The organism is Micromonospora sp. NPDC049081 (assembly GCF_040648835.1).
In the GTDB taxonomy this organism is placed as follows: domain Bacteria; phylum Actinomycetota; class Actinomycetes; order Mycobacteriales; family Micromonosporaceae; genus Micromonospora; species Micromonospora antibiotica.
The window spans coordinates 108,857-127,013 of sequence record NZ_JBEZEK010000010.1; the positions used below are offsets into that span (position 1 = coordinate 108,857).

The following is an 18,157-nucleotide window of genomic DNA, read 5'->3' on the forward strand; positions in this document are numbered from 1 at the left end:
AGGCCGCCGGAGCGGCCGAGGAGGAGTTGTCATGACCCAGCCGAAGACCAACCGCATTCCGGCCCCCGTCTACGCCGCCGCCGGTGCCGGGGAACTGGCCATCCAGCAGCTGCGCAAGCTGCCGACCGTGGTGAGCGAGCTGGGCAACCGGGTCGTCGCCGACGGCACCAAGGTCGCCGCCGAGTGGGGCGGCAAGGCCGTCGTGACCGGGTTCGAGCTGCGCCAGAAGGCCACCGAGACCCTCCGTACCGCCAACCTGACCGCCACCGGCCTGCGCGAGAAGGCCACGCCCACCGAGCTGAACCTGGACAAGCTCCGCGCCGAGCTGGACCTGGACAAACTCCGCGCCGAGCTGGACCTCGACAAGCTGCGCGGTGCCGCCACCCGCAACGCCGCCGTGGTGCTCGCCGGGGCGCAGGCGGCCCAGGAACGGGCACTGGCCGCGTACGGCGCGTTGATCGCCCGGGGTGAGCGGGTGGTCGGTGCCGGGGTGCTGGAGGCCGCCGAGACCGTCAACGCCGACATCGAGGCGACCGACGCCACCGTCCCGGCCGCGGCGCAGGCCGGAACCGACCAGGACCGCACCCCGACCCCGGCCGCCGTGGCGCAGGCCGACACGGACCACCCGCCGACCCCGGCGGACGTGGCGCAGGTCGTCGAGGCCAAGCCGGCCGCAGCCAAGGTCACCCGGCCCCGGGCCACCAAGGCCGCGACCAAGCCGGCCGCGACCAAGGCCGCCGCCACCGACCCGACGGCGAAGCAGCCGAAGACCACGAAGCGGACCCGCCCGGCCGCCGAGTGACCGTCGCCGACACCGGCCCCGGGGGCGTCCTGACGGACGTTTCCGGGGCCGTCGGCATATGCTGGCCGGCATGGCCATCGCCGCGCCGATCTTCGTGTTCCACCTCGTCTACGTGATCGATCTGATCCTGCTCGTGTTCGCCCTGGCTGTGCAGGGCATCTCGCTGGTGCACGCGTTCACCCAGCGCTCGGACGCCTTCCCGGCCATCGGCACCCTCCCCAAGGGCGGCTGGATCGCCATCCTGGCCGTCTGCATGCTGCTCACCCTGCTCGGTTTCGGCGCGCTGAGCATCTTCGGGCTGATCGGCATCGCCGCCGGCCTGATCTACCTGCTGGACGTCCGGGTCGGGCTGCGTGACCTGCACGACGGCAAAGGGTTCTGGTGAGGGGTTTCCGCTGGCCGCCACCGCCGGACGGCGGACCCCGCACCTGGGGACCCGGGCCCGGCGCACCGCGTACCGGGCGACCCGCCCTGCCGGAACCGGAGACCGAGCTGGTCGCCACCCCGCACGACGTGCAGCTGGAACGGCTGGTCACCGGCGTCGGTGACCCGGTCACCGTGTTCGCCCACGGATTCGGCAACGGCATCGCCACCACCCGCCCGTTCGGCAGCGCCGTCACCGGCCGACGGGTCTTCTTCCAGTTCCGGGGGCACGGCCGCTCCGACGCCCCGCCCGGCCCGTGGAGCTACCTCGACCTGGCCCGCGACCTGCGGGCGGTGGCGGACCTCAGCGGCGCCACCCGGGCGTTCGGCGCCAGCCTCGGCGCGGGCGCGCTCTGCCGGCTGCTCGTCGAGAGCCCGGACCGGTTCGAGAAACTGGTCTTCCTGCTGCCCGCCGTCCTCGACCGGCCGCGTGGCCCGGTCGCCCGGCAACGACTGGCCGACCTGCTCGACGCGGTCGCCGGGGGCGACGCCTCGGCCGTGGCGGACGTGGTCGCCCTGGAACTACCGCCGTCGGTCCGCAACACCCCGGCCGGTTGGGCCTACCTGCGTCAGCGACTCGACCAGCTGCTGCGGGACGGGCTCGCCGCCGGTCTGTCCGACCTGCCGGAGCAGTCTCCGCTGGCCGACCTCGCCGCCCTGGCCGGGGTGACCGCACCGGCCCTGGTGATCGGCTGCGTCGGCGACGACCTGCACCCGACCCACATCGCCGCCGAGCTGGCCGACGCGTTGCCGCAGGCGACACTGCACGTCTACGACCGCCCCGGGTTCGCCTGGACCGACCGCGCCGACCTGCGGGACCGGATCTCCACCTTCCTCAACGACTAGCCCCGGGCCGGGCCCGGGACGAGTCCTCTCCGCCCGTGGCCTCCGCCCGGTCGGGATCCGGCGGTCCCCCGGGTCCGAGCTAACAGTCCGGTGTGGACGGATGTCCCCGGTGCCGGCCCCGGCAAGCTCGTTCCAGGCGTTCGCCCGCCTCCGGCCCGCCCGGCCGCCTGTGCGGCCCCGCCTGCCGCCGTTGCCGCCCGTGTGCCCGGACCGGCAGGCCCGCGATCGCCCCGCCACCACTCCGCTACTCCGCTCGTGTTGACGTCAAATCACTGTAGTTATAGGCTATAACTAAAGCGAGCCGATCTCATTGATGGAGGAGTCATCATGAACCGCAGGTCCACCGTCACCCTCACCGCGCTCCTGATCGCCGGTGGCGTGCTGACCGGCAGCAGCGTTCCCGCGCTGGCCGGCGGCACCGCCACCACCCACCCGCGGCCCGACAGGCCCGACGACACCCGCCGGACGCAGCAGCAGGTGACCCGCGACTGGGTCCAGCTCTGGAACGGCGACTACGCGCTGGCCGAGCACCTCATCGCGCCGGACGTCCGGGTCCGGGCCGCGCTGCTCGACGGCGGCGACGGCAGTGCCGTGCACGGCCCGGCCGGCATGGTCGACCTGATCGGCCAGATCCGGGGAGCCTTCCCCGACCTGCGCTTCACCGTCGAGGTCGGCCCGATCATCGACGGCAGCCACGTGGTCGTGCGGTGGGTCGCCGACGGCACGTACGGCGGAGGATTCCCCGGGGCGACAGCCGCGCCCGGCACCACGGTCCGCTTCACCGGCACCGACACGCTGCGGACGAGGCACGGCCTGATCACCGACTACTGGCTCAACGCCGACACCCTGCTGCTCACCACCCAGCTCGGGGTGGAAGCAGTCTGATCGCCTCGTCGCGGGCCCGGCACGGACCCCGGCAACGGCTGCCGTGGGTCAGTCCGGCGGCGGCAGGTGGGCGGCGCGGACGGCACGCAGCCAGCGTTCCACCGTCGCCTCGTCGGGCCGGTCGGGCAGCGGGGTGCGGAGCCGGTCAAAGTCCCGTTCCGCCTCGGCGACCAGCGCTTCCGCCTCGGGGAGCGCGCCGCCCGCGACCCGCTCACCGAACGCCCGGAACCACGCCGGGTCGGCCAGCCGGATCTCCAGCACGCCGGTGGCGTAGAGGGTCCGCCCCTGGTGCAGCAGCCGGGCCAGGTGCCGGGCGTGCTTGGCCGAGCGCCGCCGGCCGCCCACCGTCGAGTCTCGGGTGGTCAGCTTGCGGAACTGCTGGCTCGCGTACCCGAGGTAGGCGTCGCGGACACGCGGTGCGCTGAGGAACGCCGACCGGATGGCGATCAGGCGGTCACCGAGCTCCGTGCGGGTCTCGTAACAGTCGTCGGGCAGCCAGATCAGCTCGGTGGCCGTCGGATTGCCGCTCAGCGCCAGCCGGGCGTACTTGCCGGCCTCGTGCAGGGTGACGTCCGGGTCGGTGGTGACCACCGACTCCCGGGGTGGCCGCAGCCCGTGGAAGTCCACCGTCGGGGCGGCGAAGACACCGATCCGGTCCACGTCGGAGCCGGGGCCGGCCAGCCCGTAGGCGACCGAACCGACGATCCCGGAGAGCAACAGGTGCATGCCGGGAGCATGCCGGACCGAACTGCTCCGCGAAACCGGACTTCGGTTGTCAGGTATCACTGCCACCCTCGACGGTATGACGACGACACCGTTGGAAGGAAAGGTCGCGCTGGTGGCCGGCGCGACCCGGGGCGCGGGCCGGCAGATCGCGGTCCAGCTCGGCGCGGCCGGGGCGACGGTCTACGCCACCGGCCGTAGCAGCCGGGCCGGCCGCTCCGAGCTGGACCGCGCCGAGACCATCGAGGAGACCGCCGAGCTGGTCACCGCCGCCGGAGGCACCGGCATCGCGGTCCGGGTCGACCACCTGGTGCCCGAGCAGGTACGCGACCTGGTGGCCCGGATCGACACCGAACAGGGCCGGCTCGACGTGCTGGTCAACGACGTGTGGGGGGCCGACCCGCTGATCACCTGGGAGAAGCCGGTCTGGGAGCAGCCGCTGGACGCCGGGTTCCGCACCCTGCGGCTGGCGGTGGACACCCACATCGTCACCAGCCACTTCGCGCTGCCGCTGCTGATCCGCCGCCCCGGCGGGCTGGTCGTCGAGATCGGCGACGGCACCCGGGCGTACAACGACACGCACTACCGGCTGTCCGTCTTCTATGACCTGGCGAAGGTGTCGGTGACCCGGCTCGCGTACAGCTGGGGGCACGAGCTGGCGCCGCACGGGTGCACCGCCGTGGCGCTCACCCCCGGCTGGATCCGCTCCGAGGCGATGCTGGAGCACTTCGGGGTGACCGAGCAGACCTGGCGCGACGGCGCGGCGACGGACCCGCACTTCCTCATCTCGGAAACCCCGGCCTTCGTCGGGCGGGCGGTCGCCGCACTGGCCGCCGACGAGGACCGGGCCCGCTGGAACCAGGCGTCCGTCTCGGCCGGCGAACTGGCCCGGGTGTACGGCTTCACCGACCTCGACGGCAGCCGGCCGGACGCCTTCCGCTACCTCACCGAGGTGGTCGAGACGGACCGGCCCGCCGACGTCACCGGCTACCGCTGACGGCTCGTCGGCCCGGTCGCCGTCAGCGGGTCGGGTGGTCCGGGCCGACGCCGTAGCGGGCGGCTGAGCGGGCCGCCGCGTCGGCGAGCAGGGCACGCAGCTGCGGTGGGTCGAGCACCTCCACCTCGGGGCCGAGGCCGAGCAGTTGCGGGTACGCCACCTCGACGGACTCGACGGGCAGCTCGGTCACCACCCAACCCTGCCTGTCGGGTGTGCCGGCGGCGGCCACCGCCTCGTCGTACGCGAAGGGGGTGTCGGCGAGGAAGCGGAGCTGGCGCAGACCGGCGGGGCTGAGCCGCACGGTGACCCGGGCGGCGAGCATGTCCCGCAGGAACGCCTCGGCCTGCTCCCGCCAGTAGCCGCCCAGGTCGAAGCCGTCGTCCCGGGTGAAGGTCGCCGGGTCGGCGACGACGTCGAGCACCCGGTCCACCCGGTAGGTGCGCATCGTGTCGTCGACCCGGCCCACGAGATACCAGGTGCCGCTCTTGAGCACCAGCCCGTACGCCTCGACCCGGCGGGTCACCTCCCGGTCGCCGCGCCGGTACCGCAGGGCGACCACCCCGTCCCGCCACACCGCCCGGGCGAGCTCGGTCAGCCAGCGGGGCGGGGTGGACTCGTGGAACCAGCCCGGGACGTCCAGGTGGAACCGCTGGCCGGTACGGGCCGGGGCGTCACGCAGGCCCGGTGGCAAAGCGGCGAGCATCTTCAGCTCGGCGGACGCCACCGCGTCGGCCAATCCCAGGTCACCGGCGGGGCCGGGCAGCCCGGTGAGGAAGAGCGCCTCCGCCTCGTCCCGGGTCAACCCGGTCAGCCGGGTCCGGTAGCCGCCGAGCAGCCGGTAACCCCCGGCCCGCCCCCGGTCGGCATAGACCGGCACCCCGGCGGCGGAGAGCGCCACCACGTCCCGGTAGACGGTCCGCTCGGAAACCTCCAGCTCACGGGCGAGTTCGGCGGCGGTCATCGTCTCGCGGGACTGCAACAGCAGCACCAGGGAGATCAACCGGGCGGCGCGCACCCCCGTATCCTGCCGGCCCGACCCGTCGGGCGGTGCCGTCGGGTGCCCGGTGGCGGTGGCCCCCGGCCAGTAGGCTCTGCGGTCGTGAACGGACCCCGTACCCTCGCCGCGCCGGTCACCGGTGCCACCCGCAGCTTCTTCGGCGGCGTGGGCCTGCTCGTGCGTGGCCTCGGCCTGTATGTCCGCAGCCCGGGGCTGATGTTGCTCGGCGTGGTGCCGGCGTTGTTGTCCGCCGCGCTCTTCGTCACCGCGTTCGCCACCCTGGTCTACTTCGTGGACGAGTTGGCGGCGTGGGTGACCCCGTTCGCCGACGACTGGTCGGACACCCCGCGCAGCCTGGTCCGGGTGATCGCCGGGTTGGCCTTCCTCGGGTTGGGTGGGCTGCTCACCGTGGTCGGCTTCACCGCGGTCACCCTGGTCATCGGGGACCCGTTCTACGAGAAGATCTCCGAGCGGGTGGAGGACCGCCTCGGCGGCACCCCGGGCGCGGTGGAGGTGCCGTTCGGGGCGTCGTTGCGGCGCAGCATCGTCGACTCGCTGCGGCTGGTCGGGCTCTCGGTGCTGTTCGGCATTCCGCTCTTCGCGGCCGGTTTCATCCCGGTGGTCGGGCAGACCGTGGTGCCGGTGGTCGGCGCGGCGGTGGGCGGCTGGCTGCTCGCCGTGGAGCTGGTCGGTGCGCCGTTCTCCCGGCGCGGGCTGCGGCTGCCGGACCGGCGGGCCCGGCTGAAGGCGGACCGGGCCACCTCGCTCGGTTTCGGTGTGGCGGTCTTCCTGTGCTTCCTGATCCCGCTGGGTGCGGTGCTGGTGATGCCGGCCGCCGTCGCCGGGGCCGCGCTGCTCGCCCGCCGCTCGCTGGGCCAGCACATCGAGGAGAGTCGAGCCGGCGGCCGGCCGACGGCGTGACCGTGGTGAGCGGCCCGCCGGTCGTGGTCGGGCCTCTCAGCGCAGGTCGCGCAGGCAGGACCAGGCGGAGGCCACCGGCCGGTAGCCGAGGCGGGTGTTGACCGCCAGCATCGGCGCGTTGGCCTCGTCGTTGGAGGTGTAGGCGGTACGCACTCCGTTGCCGGCGGCCCGGTGCAGCGCGGCCTGCTTGGTCAGTCGGGCCAGCCCCCGCCCCCGGTACTCCGGCCGGGTCGCGGTGAAGTCGGACCACATCCGGTCGCCGTCCCGCTTGACCAGGCTGAGCGCGACCAGCGTGCCGTCGACCTCGGCGACCGTGCCGGCGTCCCGGTCCAGCCCCGGGTTGTCCCAGCACTCCGACCGCCACAGCGAGTAGCTGGTCGCGTCCACCGGCACGTCACCCGGCTCGCCCGTCGCGGCGGCGGCATCGAGGAGGTAGATCTGGTACGGGTCGCGACCGGTGAGCGGGAGCAGCCGTACCCCGGCGGGCGGCTCGGGCATCGGTGGGGCCGGATGCAGGTCGAGCGCCGAGTAGCGCAGCTCCCGGCTGGGGGTGAACCCGTGCCGGCGGGCGTACGACAGCGAGTCGGTCTGCACCCAGGTCCGCACCCGGCGGACCCGCAGGGATGCCAGGTGGGCCAGCGCGGCGGTGAGCAGTGCGGTGCCGGCACCCCGGCCCCGGTACTCCGGATGCACGTGCAGGGTGGAGATGTCCCCGAAGTCCGGCACGGAGGTGTGCGCGTTCCGGTACGCCGAGGCCCAGCCGACGAGCTGATCGTCCGCCTCGACCACCCAGGCCGTCCAGCTCTCCTCGGGTGGTGGCTGGGCGATCATCTGCCGGGTCGACACGACGCCCCGCACCAGGTACGGATGGACCAGGGACCGCAGCGCCACCACCCCGGGCGCGTCGTCGGGCCGGGCGGTGCGGAGGTGCCACCCCACCCCCGGTTGGCCGGTGGACCGTGTGGCGTGGTCGCGGGCGGGCGGCAACTGGGGCCGGCGCTCCCGCTCGGTGCTGGTCGGCACGGGCTGCGGTGCAACGGCGTCAGGCATGCCCGCGAGCGTAGGTACCGGCCGGAGTCCACAGCCACACCTTTTCCCCACCGGTCGTCCCGATGACTCTGGGTAACACCTTTCTCTGGCTGCGACTTTCCTACTCTCCGTAATCCCCAGTCGACCCCTGCCCTGTCGCCCTCGCCCCCTTTGCTCTGCTGCCACGGAGGCGACAGGCGTTTGAGCTGCTGCTTAGCATTTATTGCTCGGGCGCATGTACGTCAAGTCGGTCACCCTCGGTGCCTGTCGCGTGGATGGCAGCAGAGCAAAGTGGGTGAACCTGGGTGGGGTGGGGTCGACGAAATGTTGCTGAGGGTGATGGTTGCGGTCGACGTTCAGCCGTCGCGTGTGGGTGCCCGGTGGGCAGGGGCGGCCCGGCTCACGTGGCCGGGGCGTGCGGCCCAGGCCGGAAACCGGGCGGCGCAGGCCGGAAACCGGGCGGGGCAGGCCGGTGCAGGGGTCAGGCGGACTGCCGGATCACCAGCTCCGTCGGCAACACCACCGCCCGCTCCACCTCCGCACCGTCGGCGAGGGCCAGCAGCAGCCGGGTCATCTTCCGGCCCAACTCGACGATCGGCTGCCGCACGGTGGTCAGCGGCGGCTCGGTGTAGGCGGCCGTCTCGATGTCGTCGAAACCGATCACCGCGACGTCCTCCGGTACCCGCCGGCCCGCCTCGTGCAACGCCCGCAGGGCGGCGTGCGCCATCAGGTCAGAGGCGGCGAAGACCGCATCCAGATCGGGGTACGCGGCGAGCAGCCGACGCATCGCGATGGTCCCCGACTCGCGGGTGAAGTCGCCGTACTCGATCATCTGGGGCAGGCCGGCGGCGACGACGGTGTCCCGGTAGCCGGCGAGCCGTTCGATGCCGGCGACCATGTCCTGCGGGCCCGCGATGGTGGCGATCCGGCGGCGACCGTTGTCGATCAGGTAGCGGGTCGCCCTGGCGACCCCCCCGATGTGGTCCACGTCGATGTACGGCACGTCGGCGGCGTCCAGCGGCCGGCCGCTGCACACCACCGGTATCCCCAGCCGGGCGAGTCGGCCGGGCAGCGGGTCCTCCCCGTGCAGCGAGGCGAACAGCACCCCGTCGACGTGCCGGCCAGTGGTGTACCGGGTGACCCGGTCGTGCCCGGCGGGCGAGCCGGCCAGCATCAGCACCAACTGCTTGTCGGCGGCCTCCAACTCCTGGGCCGCACCCCGGATGAGCCCGGGGAAGACCTGGTCGTCGGAGAAGACCCGGGTGGCCGCCTCCGGCAGCACCAGGGCGACCGAGTCGGTCCGCTGGGTGACCAGGCTGCGGGCGGCCAGGTTCGGCACGTACCCCAGCTCGGCCACCGCCCGACGGACCGCCTCCTGGATCGGCTCGGCGACCGTGGTGGAGCCGTTCACCACCCGGGACACCGTCGCCCGGGACACGCCGGCCTGCCGGGCGACCTCCTCCAGAGTGGGGCGCTGTGCCGCCGTCATACCCGTTACCACCGCCTCGTCACAGCCCGTTCCGGGAGATCACCTCCTGGTACCACCGGGCGCTCGACTTCGGGGTGCGCCGCTGGTTCAGATAGTCGACGTGGACGATCCCGAACCGCTTCCGATAGCCCTCGGCCCACTCGAAGTTGTCCAGCAACGACCATACGAGATAGCCGCGCAGGTCGACGCCGCGGGAGATGGCCTCGTGCGCGGCCCGCAGATGCCCGTCGAGGTAGGAGATCCGGTCGGTGTCGTCGATCCGGCCCGATCCGTCGGCGTCGAGGCCGGCACTGTCGTCCGGGAACGCGCCGCCGTTCTCCGTGATCATCAGTGGCAGCCCGGGATAGTCGGTGCCGATCCGCACCAGCAGCCGGGTCAGCCCGGCCGGCTCGATCTGCCAGCCCATGTCGGACACCGGCCCGCTGGCCGGCAGGAACTCCACCGCCCCCTCGGTGCCCGGGTAGGCGCTGCTGCCGCCCCCGTCCGGGCGGCCCGCGACATAGGTCGGTGAGTAGTAGTTGATCCCGAGCAGGTCCAGCGGCGCCGCGATGATCTTCTCGTCGCCGGGCCGGATGAACGTGGGCTCCACCATCCGGGCGACGTGTTCGAGCACGTCGGCGGGGTAGCCGGCCCCGGTCAGCGGGTCCAGGAAGATCCGGTTCTGGAGGCCGTCGACGAGACGTACCGCGGCGGCGTCGGCGGCGCTGTCCGGGTCGGCCGGTGCGACGTCCGCCGGGTTGAGGGTGATCCCGACCGTCTGCGCGCCCGCCGACCGCAGCGCCCGCGCCGCCAACCCGTGCCCCAGCAACAGATGGTGTACGGCCCGGAACGCCGCCCCCGCGTCCTGCTCACCGGGGGCGTGCACCCCGTTGCCGTACCCCAGGTACGCCGAGCACCACGGCTCGTTGAGCGTCGTCCAGGTGCGGATGCGGTCACCGAGCCGGGCGTGCACGGCCAGGGCGTAGTCGGCGAAGTGCTCGGCGGTCTCCCGGCTGGTCCAGCCGCCCCGGTCCTGCAGACCCTGGGGCAGGTCCCAGTGGTAGAGCGTGACGATCGGGTCGATGCCCCGGTCGAGCAGCGCGTCGGTCAACCGGTCGTAGAAGTCCAGGCCGCGCGGGTTGACCGGGCCGGTGCCGTCCGGCCTGATCCGGGGCCAGGCCACCGAGAACCGGTACGCGGCCAGGCCCAGCTCGGCCATCAGCGCCACGTCGTCGGCGTACCGGTGGTAGTGGTCGCAGGCGACGTCACCGGTGTGCCCGGCGAACACCTTGCCCGGCGTACGGCTGAAGGTGTCCCAGATGGACTCACCGCGACCGTCGTCGCGGGCCGCGCCCTCGATCTGGTACGCGGCGGTCGCCGCGCCCCACACGAAGCCCTCCGGAAATCGAACCTCATTCACGCGGCTACCTCCTTCGTTCGCGACTGCGGGGCTCGCAAAACCGGCTCACTCCTCGCGCTCACGCGGTGCTCCCTTTCGTTCGCGACTGCGGGGCTCGCAAAACCGGCTCACTCCTCGCGCTCACGCGGTGCTCCCTTTCGTTCGCGACTGCGGGGCTCGCAAGACCGGCTCACTCCTCGCGCTCACGCTTTGACCGCACCTTCCATGATGCCGCCGATGATCTGGCGACCGAACACGACGAACACCAGCAGCAGCGGCAGCGTCGCGATCGCCGTGCCGGTGAACACCTGCGACATGTCCTGGTAGTAACCGTCGGAGAGGGCCCGCAACGACAACTGCACGGTCGGGTTCTCCGGGTCGTTGAGCACAGCGTACGGCCAGAGGAAGTCGTTCCAGGTGGTCATGAACGTGAGCAGGCCGAGCACGGCGGCGGCGGGCCGCAGCGCGGGCAGCACCACGTTCCAGTAGATCCGCAGCGTGTGGCAGCCATCGACCCGGGCCGCCTCGATCAGCTCGGTGCTGACCGCCTGGGCCGCGTACTGGCGCATCATGAACACGCCGAATCCGGTGACCAGGGCCGGGACGATCACCGCCGGCAGCCGGTCGTTCCAGTTCAGCTTGGTCATCAGCAGGTACAGCGGGATGACCCCGAGCTGGGTGGGCACCATCATGGTGGCAATGATGATCATGAGTAGCGCGTTGCGTCCCCGGAACCGCAGCTTGGCGAAGGCGAACCCGGCCAGGGTGGAGAAGAGCACCACCGAGAAGGTGACGCTGACCGCGACGATCGTCGAGTTGACCAGGCCGGTGAGGAAGTGCGCGTCGGGGTTGGCGAAGAGCCGGGTGATGTTCGCGCCGAGGTTGCCGCCGGGGGTGAGCGGTGGCGGCACCTGGCCCATCGCGTCGCTGCTGCGGCTGGCGACCACGAACATCCAGTAGATCGGGAAGATCGACAGCAGGGCGGTGAGCGTCAGTGCCGGGTAGGTGAGCCGGCCGGCCGACCAGATGCGGTTCATCGGTCCCCCTTGCGGGCGCCGCCGCCGAGCCGGCGCAGGATCAGTACGTTGATCGCCGCGACCACCGCGATCAGGGCGAAGAGCAGCCAGGCGACGGCCGAGCCGTAGCCGAAGTTGTAGTGCGGGGCGAAGGCGTTCTCGAACATGTACATGGTCATCGTCTGGGATTCGCGCAGCGGCCCGCCCCGGATCGCGTTGGTGCCGGAGTTGAACAGCCGGGGCTCGGTGAACAGTTGCAGTCCGCCGATGGTGGAGATGATCACCGCGAAGATGATCGTGGGTTTGAGCAGCGGCACGGTGATCGACCAGAACTGCCGGGCCCGGCCGGCCCCGTCGATGGAGGCGGACTCGTACAGGTCGCGGGGGATGGCCTGCATCGCGGCCAGGAAGATCAGCGCGTTGTAGCCGGTCCACCGCCAGTCGACCATGGCGGAGATCGCCGTCCAGGCGGCGAACCGGTTCGCCTTCCAGTCGATCGCGTCGACGCCGACCAGGTCGAGCAGCCAGTTGATCATGCCGAACTCGCGGCCGAAGAGCACCGCGAAGACGATCGCCACCGCCGCCGTCGAGGTCACGTTGGGCACCAGCACCGCCATCCGCCAGGTGGTCCGCGCCCGCAGCCGGCGGTTGAGCAGGTTGGCCAGCCACAGGGCGGCGAGCAGCTGCGGCACCGTGGAGAGGACGAAGATGCCCAGCGTGTTCACCACCGAGTTCCAGAAGTCGGCGTCGGCCAGCAGCTGGGTGTAGTTCTGCGTGCCCACGAAGGCCGGGTCCACCCCCAGCAGGTCCCAGTCGTGCAGCGACACCCAGAACGTGTACGCCAGTGGATAGAGCCCGAAGATCGCGAAGAGCAGGAAGAACGGCGTCACGTACAGGTAGGGCGAGTACCTGACGTCGAGCCGGGCCAACCGGTGCTCCCGCTCGGGCCGTCTGCTCCGGGTCCGTACCGCCCCCGGCGGCGGACCGTCGACCTGAACAACCATCTCCCGTGCTCTTCCTCTCGTGGTCCCGGCCTGCACCTGCCCGCCCGTCCGGGGGCGGGGCCACGGCGTGGACCCGTGACCCCGCCCCGCACGGGGTTACTTGGCGGCGGCCTTGCGGGCGTTGGTGGTGGCGTCGGTCCAGCCCTGGGCGGGATTGCGCTGACCCAGCTCGACGGTGCGCACGGCGTTCTCCACCTCGGTGCGGACGGCCTGGTTCTTGGGGCCCATGTAGACCGGCTTGAGGCTCTTCGCGCCGGCGGCGAAGATCTTGCCGACCGGGGCGTCGGAGAAGTACGCGTTGGTCGAGCCGACGACCGCCGGGTCGTCGAGCGCCTGCGGGGACGACGGCAGCGGCCCCTTCTCCTGGAACGCGCCGATCTGGCCCTTGGCGCTGGTCAGGAACTTGGCCAGCTCGATCGCCTCGGCCTGGTGCCGGCTCTGCTTCGGCACCGCCAGGTAGGAGCCGCCCCAGTTGCCGCCGCTGCCGGGCACCTGGGCGATGTCCCACTTGCCCTTGGCGTCCGGGCCGGCGTTGCCCTCGATCACCCCGGTCATCCAGGCAGGGCAGGCGATGGTGGCGAACTTGGCCTGCTTGAAGGCCGACACCCACTCCTCCGACCAGGCCCCGTACCGGCCGGAGAGCCCGGAGTCGATGATGTCGACGGTGGTGTCGTACGCCTGGCGTACCGCCGGGTTGCTGTCGACCACCAGCTTGTCGGCGGTGTCGTAGTAGCTGTAGCCGGTGGTGTTGCCGGCGGTCTGCAACAGGATGGTGTTGAAGGTGTTGGTGGCGGCGTCGAGGAAGGCCGCGCCGGTGTTCCTGGCCTTGAACTGCTCGCCGACCCGCACGTAGTCCTGCCAGGTGGGCCAGAGCTTGGACACGGCCTCCCGGTCGGTGGGCAGGCCGGCGGCGGCGAAGAGGTCCTTGCGGTAGCAGATCGCCATCCCGCCGACGTCGGTGCCCAGCCCGATGAGCTGCTTGCCGTCGGCGGTCAGCCCGCCGTTCCACTTCCACTCCAGGAAGTTGCCCTTGAGGTCGGCGGCGCCGTGGTCGAGCAGGTTGACGAAGTTCTGCGGGTTGGCCTTGTACTCGACCAGCAGCCCCTCCTCGATGGCGACCACGTCACCGGCGCCCTTGCCGGCGGCGAGCCACTGGGTGAGCTTGGGGGAGTACTCGTCGAGGTTGCCGCCGGTGCCCCGCTCCACGATCTTGATGCCGGGGTGGTCGGCCTCGTACTGCCGGTAGAGCTTCTCGTAGCCGAACTGGCCGAACACGTCGACGGTCAGCGTGACCGGTCCGCCGTCGGCGGCCTCGTCGCCGCCGCCGCAGGCGGTGGTGGTGAGCAGTGCGGTGGTGGCCACCAGGGCGATCGCCGCGAGACGGCGGCGGGTAAAGACACCCATGGGTCGGACCCCTCTCAGGTCGGGTGGTGGGGTGTGGACCTGCGTATGAGCGGGCCGTACGGATCGTCGGCCCGGATTCGATCTCTGCGAGAGAGCGCTCTCACGACAGGGTGGTGGGTCGATGGACTCCTGTCAAGAGAGCGCTCTCTCGGGTCGTCGCCGAACTGCGGGGCCGCCCGCCCGAGCTACACCGGGAACGCCGAGAGCGGCCGTCCCGGAGCTACGCCGTGCGCAACGACCCCGATCCACGCCGGGAACGCCGAGAGCGGCCGTCCCGGTCGGAACGGCCGCTCTCGGTACACGGCATGTGGTGGCGGGCGGGCGTCAGCCGACGCGCAGGCCCTCCAGCAGGGAACGGTCCCCCGCCACCCCGAGGGTGTCGAAGCTGACCCGGCCCCACAGCGCCAACAGCAGGTCGCTGGCCGAGCCGGTGACCTGCACCCGGGCGTGGTGGTCGTCGTGCCCGAAGACCGTCGCGGTGTCCAGCAGGGCCACCCCCTCGCCGCGCATCCGCAGGTACCAGTCCTGGGCGGCGTCGGTCGCGGTCAGGTGCACCACCCCCTGCCACTGCCCCCGGTTGCGCCGACGGCCGGACGGCAGCCAGGTGTCCAGCACCTCGCTCACCCCGTCGGCGGCGAGCTTCGTCTCGATCGGGTCACCGGCGGCGATGGCGAGCTGGGCGTCCCACCGGTGCACCGCCGTCTCGTGCGCCACCCGACGCGGCCAGAAACCGGCCTTCTTCGGCTGCGGCATCGGGTTCCAGGCCGGGGCCTCCGGGTCGAGCGTGTCGAACAGGGTCACCAGCTGGTCGTACTCGTGCTGCCAGAGCTGGAGCGGGGACACCCCGGCGGGCAGCTCGGCGGTCTCGTCGCGGCGGGCCGGCTGGGCGGTGTCACCGGCACCGGCGAAGGAGTGCACCCAGTGGTAGAGGCCGGCCAGGTGCAGGGCGAGATCGGACACCGTCCACCCCGGGCAGGACAGCACGGGTGTCTCCGGCGGGGCCTCGGCCACGGCCGCGGCGAACGCCGGGCCGTCGACCCGGAGCGCTCCCAACCAGAAGTCCTTCGTAGCGTGCAGTCTGCTCATCGCAATCCTCCCCGGGGTGACCCGGCGACCAGTGGGTGCCGTGGCTACCCCTCAGCCTAGGGTGAAAGGCGTGTCAGACGTCTACGCCAAACCGACAACGAGCGCCGAACCCGCCGATCCGGCCGCCCTGGCGGAATACACCACCCTGCGCCTCGGTGGCCCCGCCGCCCGGTTGGAGACCGCGACCAGCGCCGACGAGATCGTCCGCCGGGTCCGCGAGGCGCACCGCCGCGACGAACCGGTGCTGGTCCTGGCCGGTGGCAGCAACGTGGTCGTCGGAGACGCCGGCTTCCCCGGCACCGTCGTGCTGGTCCGGTCGCGGGGGTTCACCGTGGTTGCCGAGGACACCGACACCGTCACCGTACGGGTCGAAGCCGGCGAACCCTGGGACCACCTCGTCGCCGCCACCATCGGCAACGGCTGGTCCGGCCTGGAGTGCCTCTCCGGCATCCCCGGCTCGGCCGGCGCCACCCCCATCCAGAACGTCGGCGCGTACGGCCAGGAGGTCGCCGAACGGATCACCGCCGTCCAGGTGTACGACCGCGCCGAGGACCGGCTGACCACCGTCGCCGCCCCGGACTGCGGGTTCGCCTACCGGGGCAGCATCTTCAAGTACAGCGACCGCTGGGTGGTGCTCTCGGTCGACTTCCGGCTGGACCGCTCGCCGCTGTCCGGGCCGGTCCGCTACGCCGAACTGGCCCGCTCGCTCGGCGTCGAGGTCGGTGACCGGGTGCCGTTGACCGCCGCCCGGGACACGGTGCTGACCCTGCGCGCCGGCAAGGGCATGGTGCTCGACCCCACCGACCCGGACACCTGGTCGGTCGGCTCGTTCTTCACCAACCCGGTGCTCGACCGGGCGGCGTACGACCTGCTGCGGGAGCGCGCCGCCGACCTCGGTGACCCCCCCTCCTGGCCCTGCCCCGGTGACCTGGTGAAGGTCAGCGCCGCCTGGTTGATCGACAAGGCGGGCTTCGCCAAGGGCCACCCCGGCCCCGGTGGCACCGCCATCTCGGGCAAGCACACCCTGGCCCTGACCAACCACAGCGGCACCGCCCGTACCGCCGACCTGATCGCCCTCGCCCGCGAGATCCGCGACGGCGTGCACACCCGCTTCGCCGTCCCCCTCCACCCCGAACCCGTCCTCATCAACTGCACCCTCTAACCCACCCCACCCGGCCCTCCCACCCCACCCGGCCCCGCCCGCCCTGCCCGTGTTGATCAAGAGGTTTACGTCATCCTCGCCCGCCCCCGTGACGCAATCCTCTTGATCACCGAGCCCATCCCGTGGGGGCGGCGTGCGTGGCGGAGTGGCCGGTGCCGGTGGGCGTGATCAAGAGGTTTGAGTCGTTCTCGGGTGGGCGGCTGACGCAAACCTCTTGATCACCGGTGCCGCCCCCGTCGGGGCGGGCCGGGGCGGGCCGAGTGGTCGGGTGATCAAGAGGTTTGCGTCACGCTGCTGGCGGATTTTGACGCAAAGCTCTTGATCAACACGGGCAGGCGCGGGGTGGGTGGGGCGGGGCGGGGTGCGGGGCGGGGTGGGTGGGGGGTCAGGTGGGGGTGAGGGTGGGCCAGGGGAGGGTTAGTTCGCCGTGGCGCCAGCGGTGGGGGCGGTCGAGGACGGGCCAGCCGGTGGACCGGAGGGTGTGGACGGCGGCCAGCCAGCGTTGGCGGGGGCCGAACGGGGCCAGCCCGGCGGCGGCGTGCCAGGCGTCGTCCAGGGCGCGGAGCAGGGCGTGGATGCGTTCACCTGGCACGTTGCGGTGGATCAGCGCCTTCGGTAGGCGCTCGGCCAACCGGGCCGGGCTCTCCAGCGTGGCCAGCCGGGCGGCCAGGGTCAGCGTCCGGGGGCCGGTGGAGTCGATCAGCAGCCAACCGGCCAGCCGGCCCAACTCGTCGCAGGTGCCCTCGACCAGCACCCCGCCGGGGGCGAGCCGGTCGGTGACCGTCCGCCAGGCGTCGGCGACCTCGCGCTCGTCGTACTGGCGGAGCACGTTGAACGCCCGGACCACGGTGGGCCGCAACCCGGCCAGTTCGAAGCCGCCCCGGGCGAACGTCAACCCCGGTGGGTCGGCGGCCGGCGCGGCGGCGGCCACCCGTACCGGATCGATCTCCAGGCCGACCACCCGGACGTCGGGGCGGACCCGGGCGGCCAGCCGGCCGCGCAGCTCGACGGCGGTGACCGGGGTGGCGCCGTAACCGAGGTCCACCACCAGCGGGTCGGCGGCGGCCCGTAACCGGTCGCCGCAGGTCTCGACGATCCAGTTGTCGACCCGGCGGAGCCGGTTCGGGTTCGTCGTCCCCCGGGTCACCAACCCCACCGGCCGCTGCCTGCCCCGGTCAGCCATCCCGGGTCACTGCCCGGCCCGGTGCACCTTGTGCTGGGCGGCCTGGGCCAGCGGGCGGACCACCAACCGGTCCACGTTGACGTGGTGGGGGAGCGTGGCGCACCAGGCGATGCACTCGGCGACGTCCTCGGCCACCAGCGGCTGCGCGACCCCGGCGTAGGTGGCGTCGGCCTTCCCGGCGTCCCCGCCGAACCGGTTCAGGCTGAACTCGTCCGTGCGGACCATCCCGGGGTCGATCTCGACCACCCGCACCGGCCGGCCGCACAGCTCCAGCCGCAGGGTGCCCGCCACGGCGGTCTGCGCGTGCTTGGCCGCGCTGTAGCCGCCCCCACCCTCGTAGACGGTGAAACCGGCGGTGGACGAGACCACCACGACCGTCCCGGTCCCGGAGCGCTCCAGGGCCGGCAGCAGGGCCTGGGTGACCCGCAGCGTGCCGAGCACGTTGACGTCGTACATCCACTGCCAGTCGGCGACCGAGCCGGACTCCACCGGGTCGAGCCCGCGGGCCCCACCGGCGTTGTTGACCAGCAGGGTGACCGGCCCGGGGGCGTCGGCGGCGGCGCGGGCCAGCCCGGCCACCGAGTCGTCGGAGGTGACGTCGCAGGCCACGGCGGTGGCGCTGCCGCCGGCCGCCACGATCCCGGCGACCAGGTCGGCGAGCCGGTCGGTGCGGCGGGCGGCGGCGAGCACGTGGAAACCCTCGGCGGCGAGCCGGCGGGCGGTGGCCGCGCCGATCCCGCTGGACGCCCCGGTGACGATCGCGACAGAGGTCATCCGGCCATTCTTACCCTGGCGGTGGGGCTGGCCGCCCC

18 protein-coding genes are annotated in these 18,157 nt (G+C 72.6%); 7 read left to right on the plus strand and 11 right to left on the minus strand.

Translation table 11 applies throughout. The features are described from left to right. The first annotated feature begins 31 nt into the window (after positions 1–31). The 4 genes from AB0B63_RS16905 to AB0B63_RS16920 all read left to right on the plus strand — a co-directional run bounded on the left by AB0B63_RS16905 (position 32) and on the right by AB0B63_RS16920 (position 2,956). Positions 32–802 (plus strand): hypothetical protein, encoded by a 771-nt coding sequence (locus AB0B63_RS16905; protein ID WP_357019370.1) that lies wholly within the window; start codon positions 32–34, stop codon positions 800–802. A 70-nt stretch (positions 803–872) separates the two neighbouring features. Then, the gene (locus AB0B63_RS16910) at positions 873–1,187 is read left to right on the plus strand and encodes a DUF2516 family protein (RefSeq protein WP_091242743.1); all 315 of its coding nucleotides are present in this window, start codon (positions 873–875) and stop codon (positions 1,185–1,187) included. Then, entirely contained in the window at positions 1,184–2,071 is an 888-nt protein-coding gene (locus tag AB0B63_RS16915) for an alpha/beta hydrolase (protein ID WP_219464891.1), read from the plus strand. Before AB0B63_RS16910 ends, AB0B63_RS16915 begins: the two co-directional genes overlap by 4 nt. Before the next feature lie 327 nt (positions 2,072–2,398). After that, positions 2,399–2,956 (plus strand): nuclear transport factor 2 family protein, encoded by a 558-nt coding sequence (locus AB0B63_RS16920; protein ID WP_357019375.1) that lies wholly within the window; start codon positions 2,399–2,401, stop codon positions 2,954–2,956. Between the two features lie 48 nt (positions 2,957–3,004). Here the strand turns inward: AB0B63_RS16920 and AB0B63_RS16925 are convergent, their stop codons facing one another. Continuing rightward, a complete protein-coding gene (locus tag AB0B63_RS16925) occupies positions 3,005–3,682 on the minus strand; it encodes a nucleotidyltransferase domain-containing protein (protein WP_357019378.1) in 678 nt (225 codons plus the stop codon). A gap of 76 nt (positions 3,683–3,758) precedes the next feature. On the opposite strand from AB0B63_RS16925, the gene AB0B63_RS16930 reads away from it, so the two are divergent. Next, on the plus strand, positions 3,759–4,676 hold the full coding sequence (locus AB0B63_RS16930) for an SDR family oxidoreductase (RefSeq protein ID WP_208567896.1): 918 nt from the start codon (positions 3,759–3,761) through the stop codon (positions 4,674–4,676). A 22-nt stretch (positions 4,677–4,698) separates the two neighbouring features. Here the strand turns inward: AB0B63_RS16930 and AB0B63_RS16935 are convergent, their stop codons facing one another. Continuing rightward, positions 4,699–5,691 (minus strand): YafY family protein, encoded by a 993-nt coding sequence (locus AB0B63_RS16935; RefSeq protein WP_357019382.1) that lies wholly within the window; start codon positions 5,689–5,691, stop codon positions 4,699–4,701. A gap of 84 nt (positions 5,692–5,775) precedes the next feature. Here AB0B63_RS16935 and AB0B63_RS16940 point away from each other — a divergent pair, with 84 nt between their 5' ends. Then, positions 5,776–6,594, plus strand: a complete 819-nt coding sequence (locus tag AB0B63_RS16940; protein ID WP_357019385.1) for an EI24 domain-containing protein — start codon at positions 5,776–5,778, stop codon at positions 6,592–6,594. 36 nt (positions 6,595–6,630) lie between these two features. Here the strand turns inward: AB0B63_RS16940 and AB0B63_RS16945 are convergent, their stop codons facing one another. From AB0B63_RS16945 to AB0B63_RS16975, 7 genes are all read right to left on the minus strand, one after another. Next, positions 6,631–7,644 carry a GNAT family N-acetyltransferase gene (locus AB0B63_RS16945; protein ID WP_357019388.1) on the minus strand — a complete coding sequence of 338 codons (1,014 nt, stop codon included), beginning with the start codon at positions 7,642–7,644 and terminating at the stop codon, positions 6,631–6,633. A gap of 460 nt (positions 7,645–8,104) precedes the next feature. Then, positions 8,105–9,112, minus strand: coding sequence for a LacI family DNA-binding transcriptional regulator (locus AB0B63_RS16950; RefSeq protein ID WP_208567900.1), 1,008 nt, complete (start codon positions 9,110–9,112; stop codon positions 8,105–8,107). A gap of 19 nt (positions 9,113–9,131) precedes the next feature. Continuing rightward, entirely contained in the window at positions 9,132–10,511 is a 1,380-nt protein-coding gene (locus AB0B63_RS16955) for a GH1 family beta-glucosidase (protein WP_357019392.1), read from the minus strand. A 182-nt stretch (positions 10,512–10,693) separates the two neighbouring features. Next, entirely contained in the window at positions 10,694–11,527 is an 834-nt protein-coding gene (locus tag AB0B63_RS16960) for a carbohydrate ABC transporter permease (protein WP_208567902.1), read from the minus strand. Next, positions 11,524–12,510 (minus strand): sugar ABC transporter permease, encoded by a 987-nt coding sequence (locus tag AB0B63_RS16965; protein WP_357019396.1) that lies wholly within the window; start codon positions 12,508–12,510, stop codon positions 11,524–11,526. The genes AB0B63_RS16960 and AB0B63_RS16965 overlap by 4 nt, the downstream gene beginning before the upstream one ends. A 96-nt stretch (positions 12,511–12,606) precedes the next feature. Next, on the minus strand, positions 12,607–13,914 hold the full coding sequence (locus AB0B63_RS16970) for an extracellular solute-binding protein (RefSeq protein WP_357019399.1): 1,308 nt from the start codon (positions 13,912–13,914) through the stop codon (positions 12,607–12,609). Between the two features lie 324 nt (positions 13,915–14,238). Further along, positions 14,239–15,000 (minus strand): maleylpyruvate isomerase family mycothiol-dependent enzyme, encoded by a 762-nt coding sequence (locus tag AB0B63_RS16975; RefSeq protein ID WP_208567905.1) that lies wholly within the window; start codon positions 14,998–15,000, stop codon positions 14,239–14,241. 70 nt (positions 15,001–15,070) lie between these two features. Between AB0B63_RS16975 and AB0B63_RS16980 the strand changes: the two genes are divergently transcribed. After that, entirely contained in the window at positions 15,071–16,162 is a 1,092-nt protein-coding gene (locus tag AB0B63_RS16980; RefSeq protein WP_357019403.1) for a UDP-N-acetylmuramate dehydrogenase, read from the plus strand. Between the two features lie 385 nt (positions 16,163–16,547). Here AB0B63_RS16980 and AB0B63_RS16985 read toward each other — a convergent pair whose 3' ends face one another. Further along, a complete protein-coding gene (locus AB0B63_RS16985) occupies positions 16,548–17,345 on the minus strand; it encodes a class I SAM-dependent methyltransferase (protein ID WP_208567907.1) in 798 nt (265 codons plus the stop codon). A 6-nt stretch (positions 17,346–17,351) separates the two neighbouring features. Further along, positions 17,352–18,119 carry an SDR family oxidoreductase gene (locus AB0B63_RS16990; protein ID WP_357019407.1) on the minus strand — a complete coding sequence of 256 codons (768 nt, stop codon included), beginning with the start codon at positions 18,117–18,119 and terminating at the stop codon, positions 17,352–17,354. Positions 18,120–18,157 lie beyond the last annotated feature (38 nt).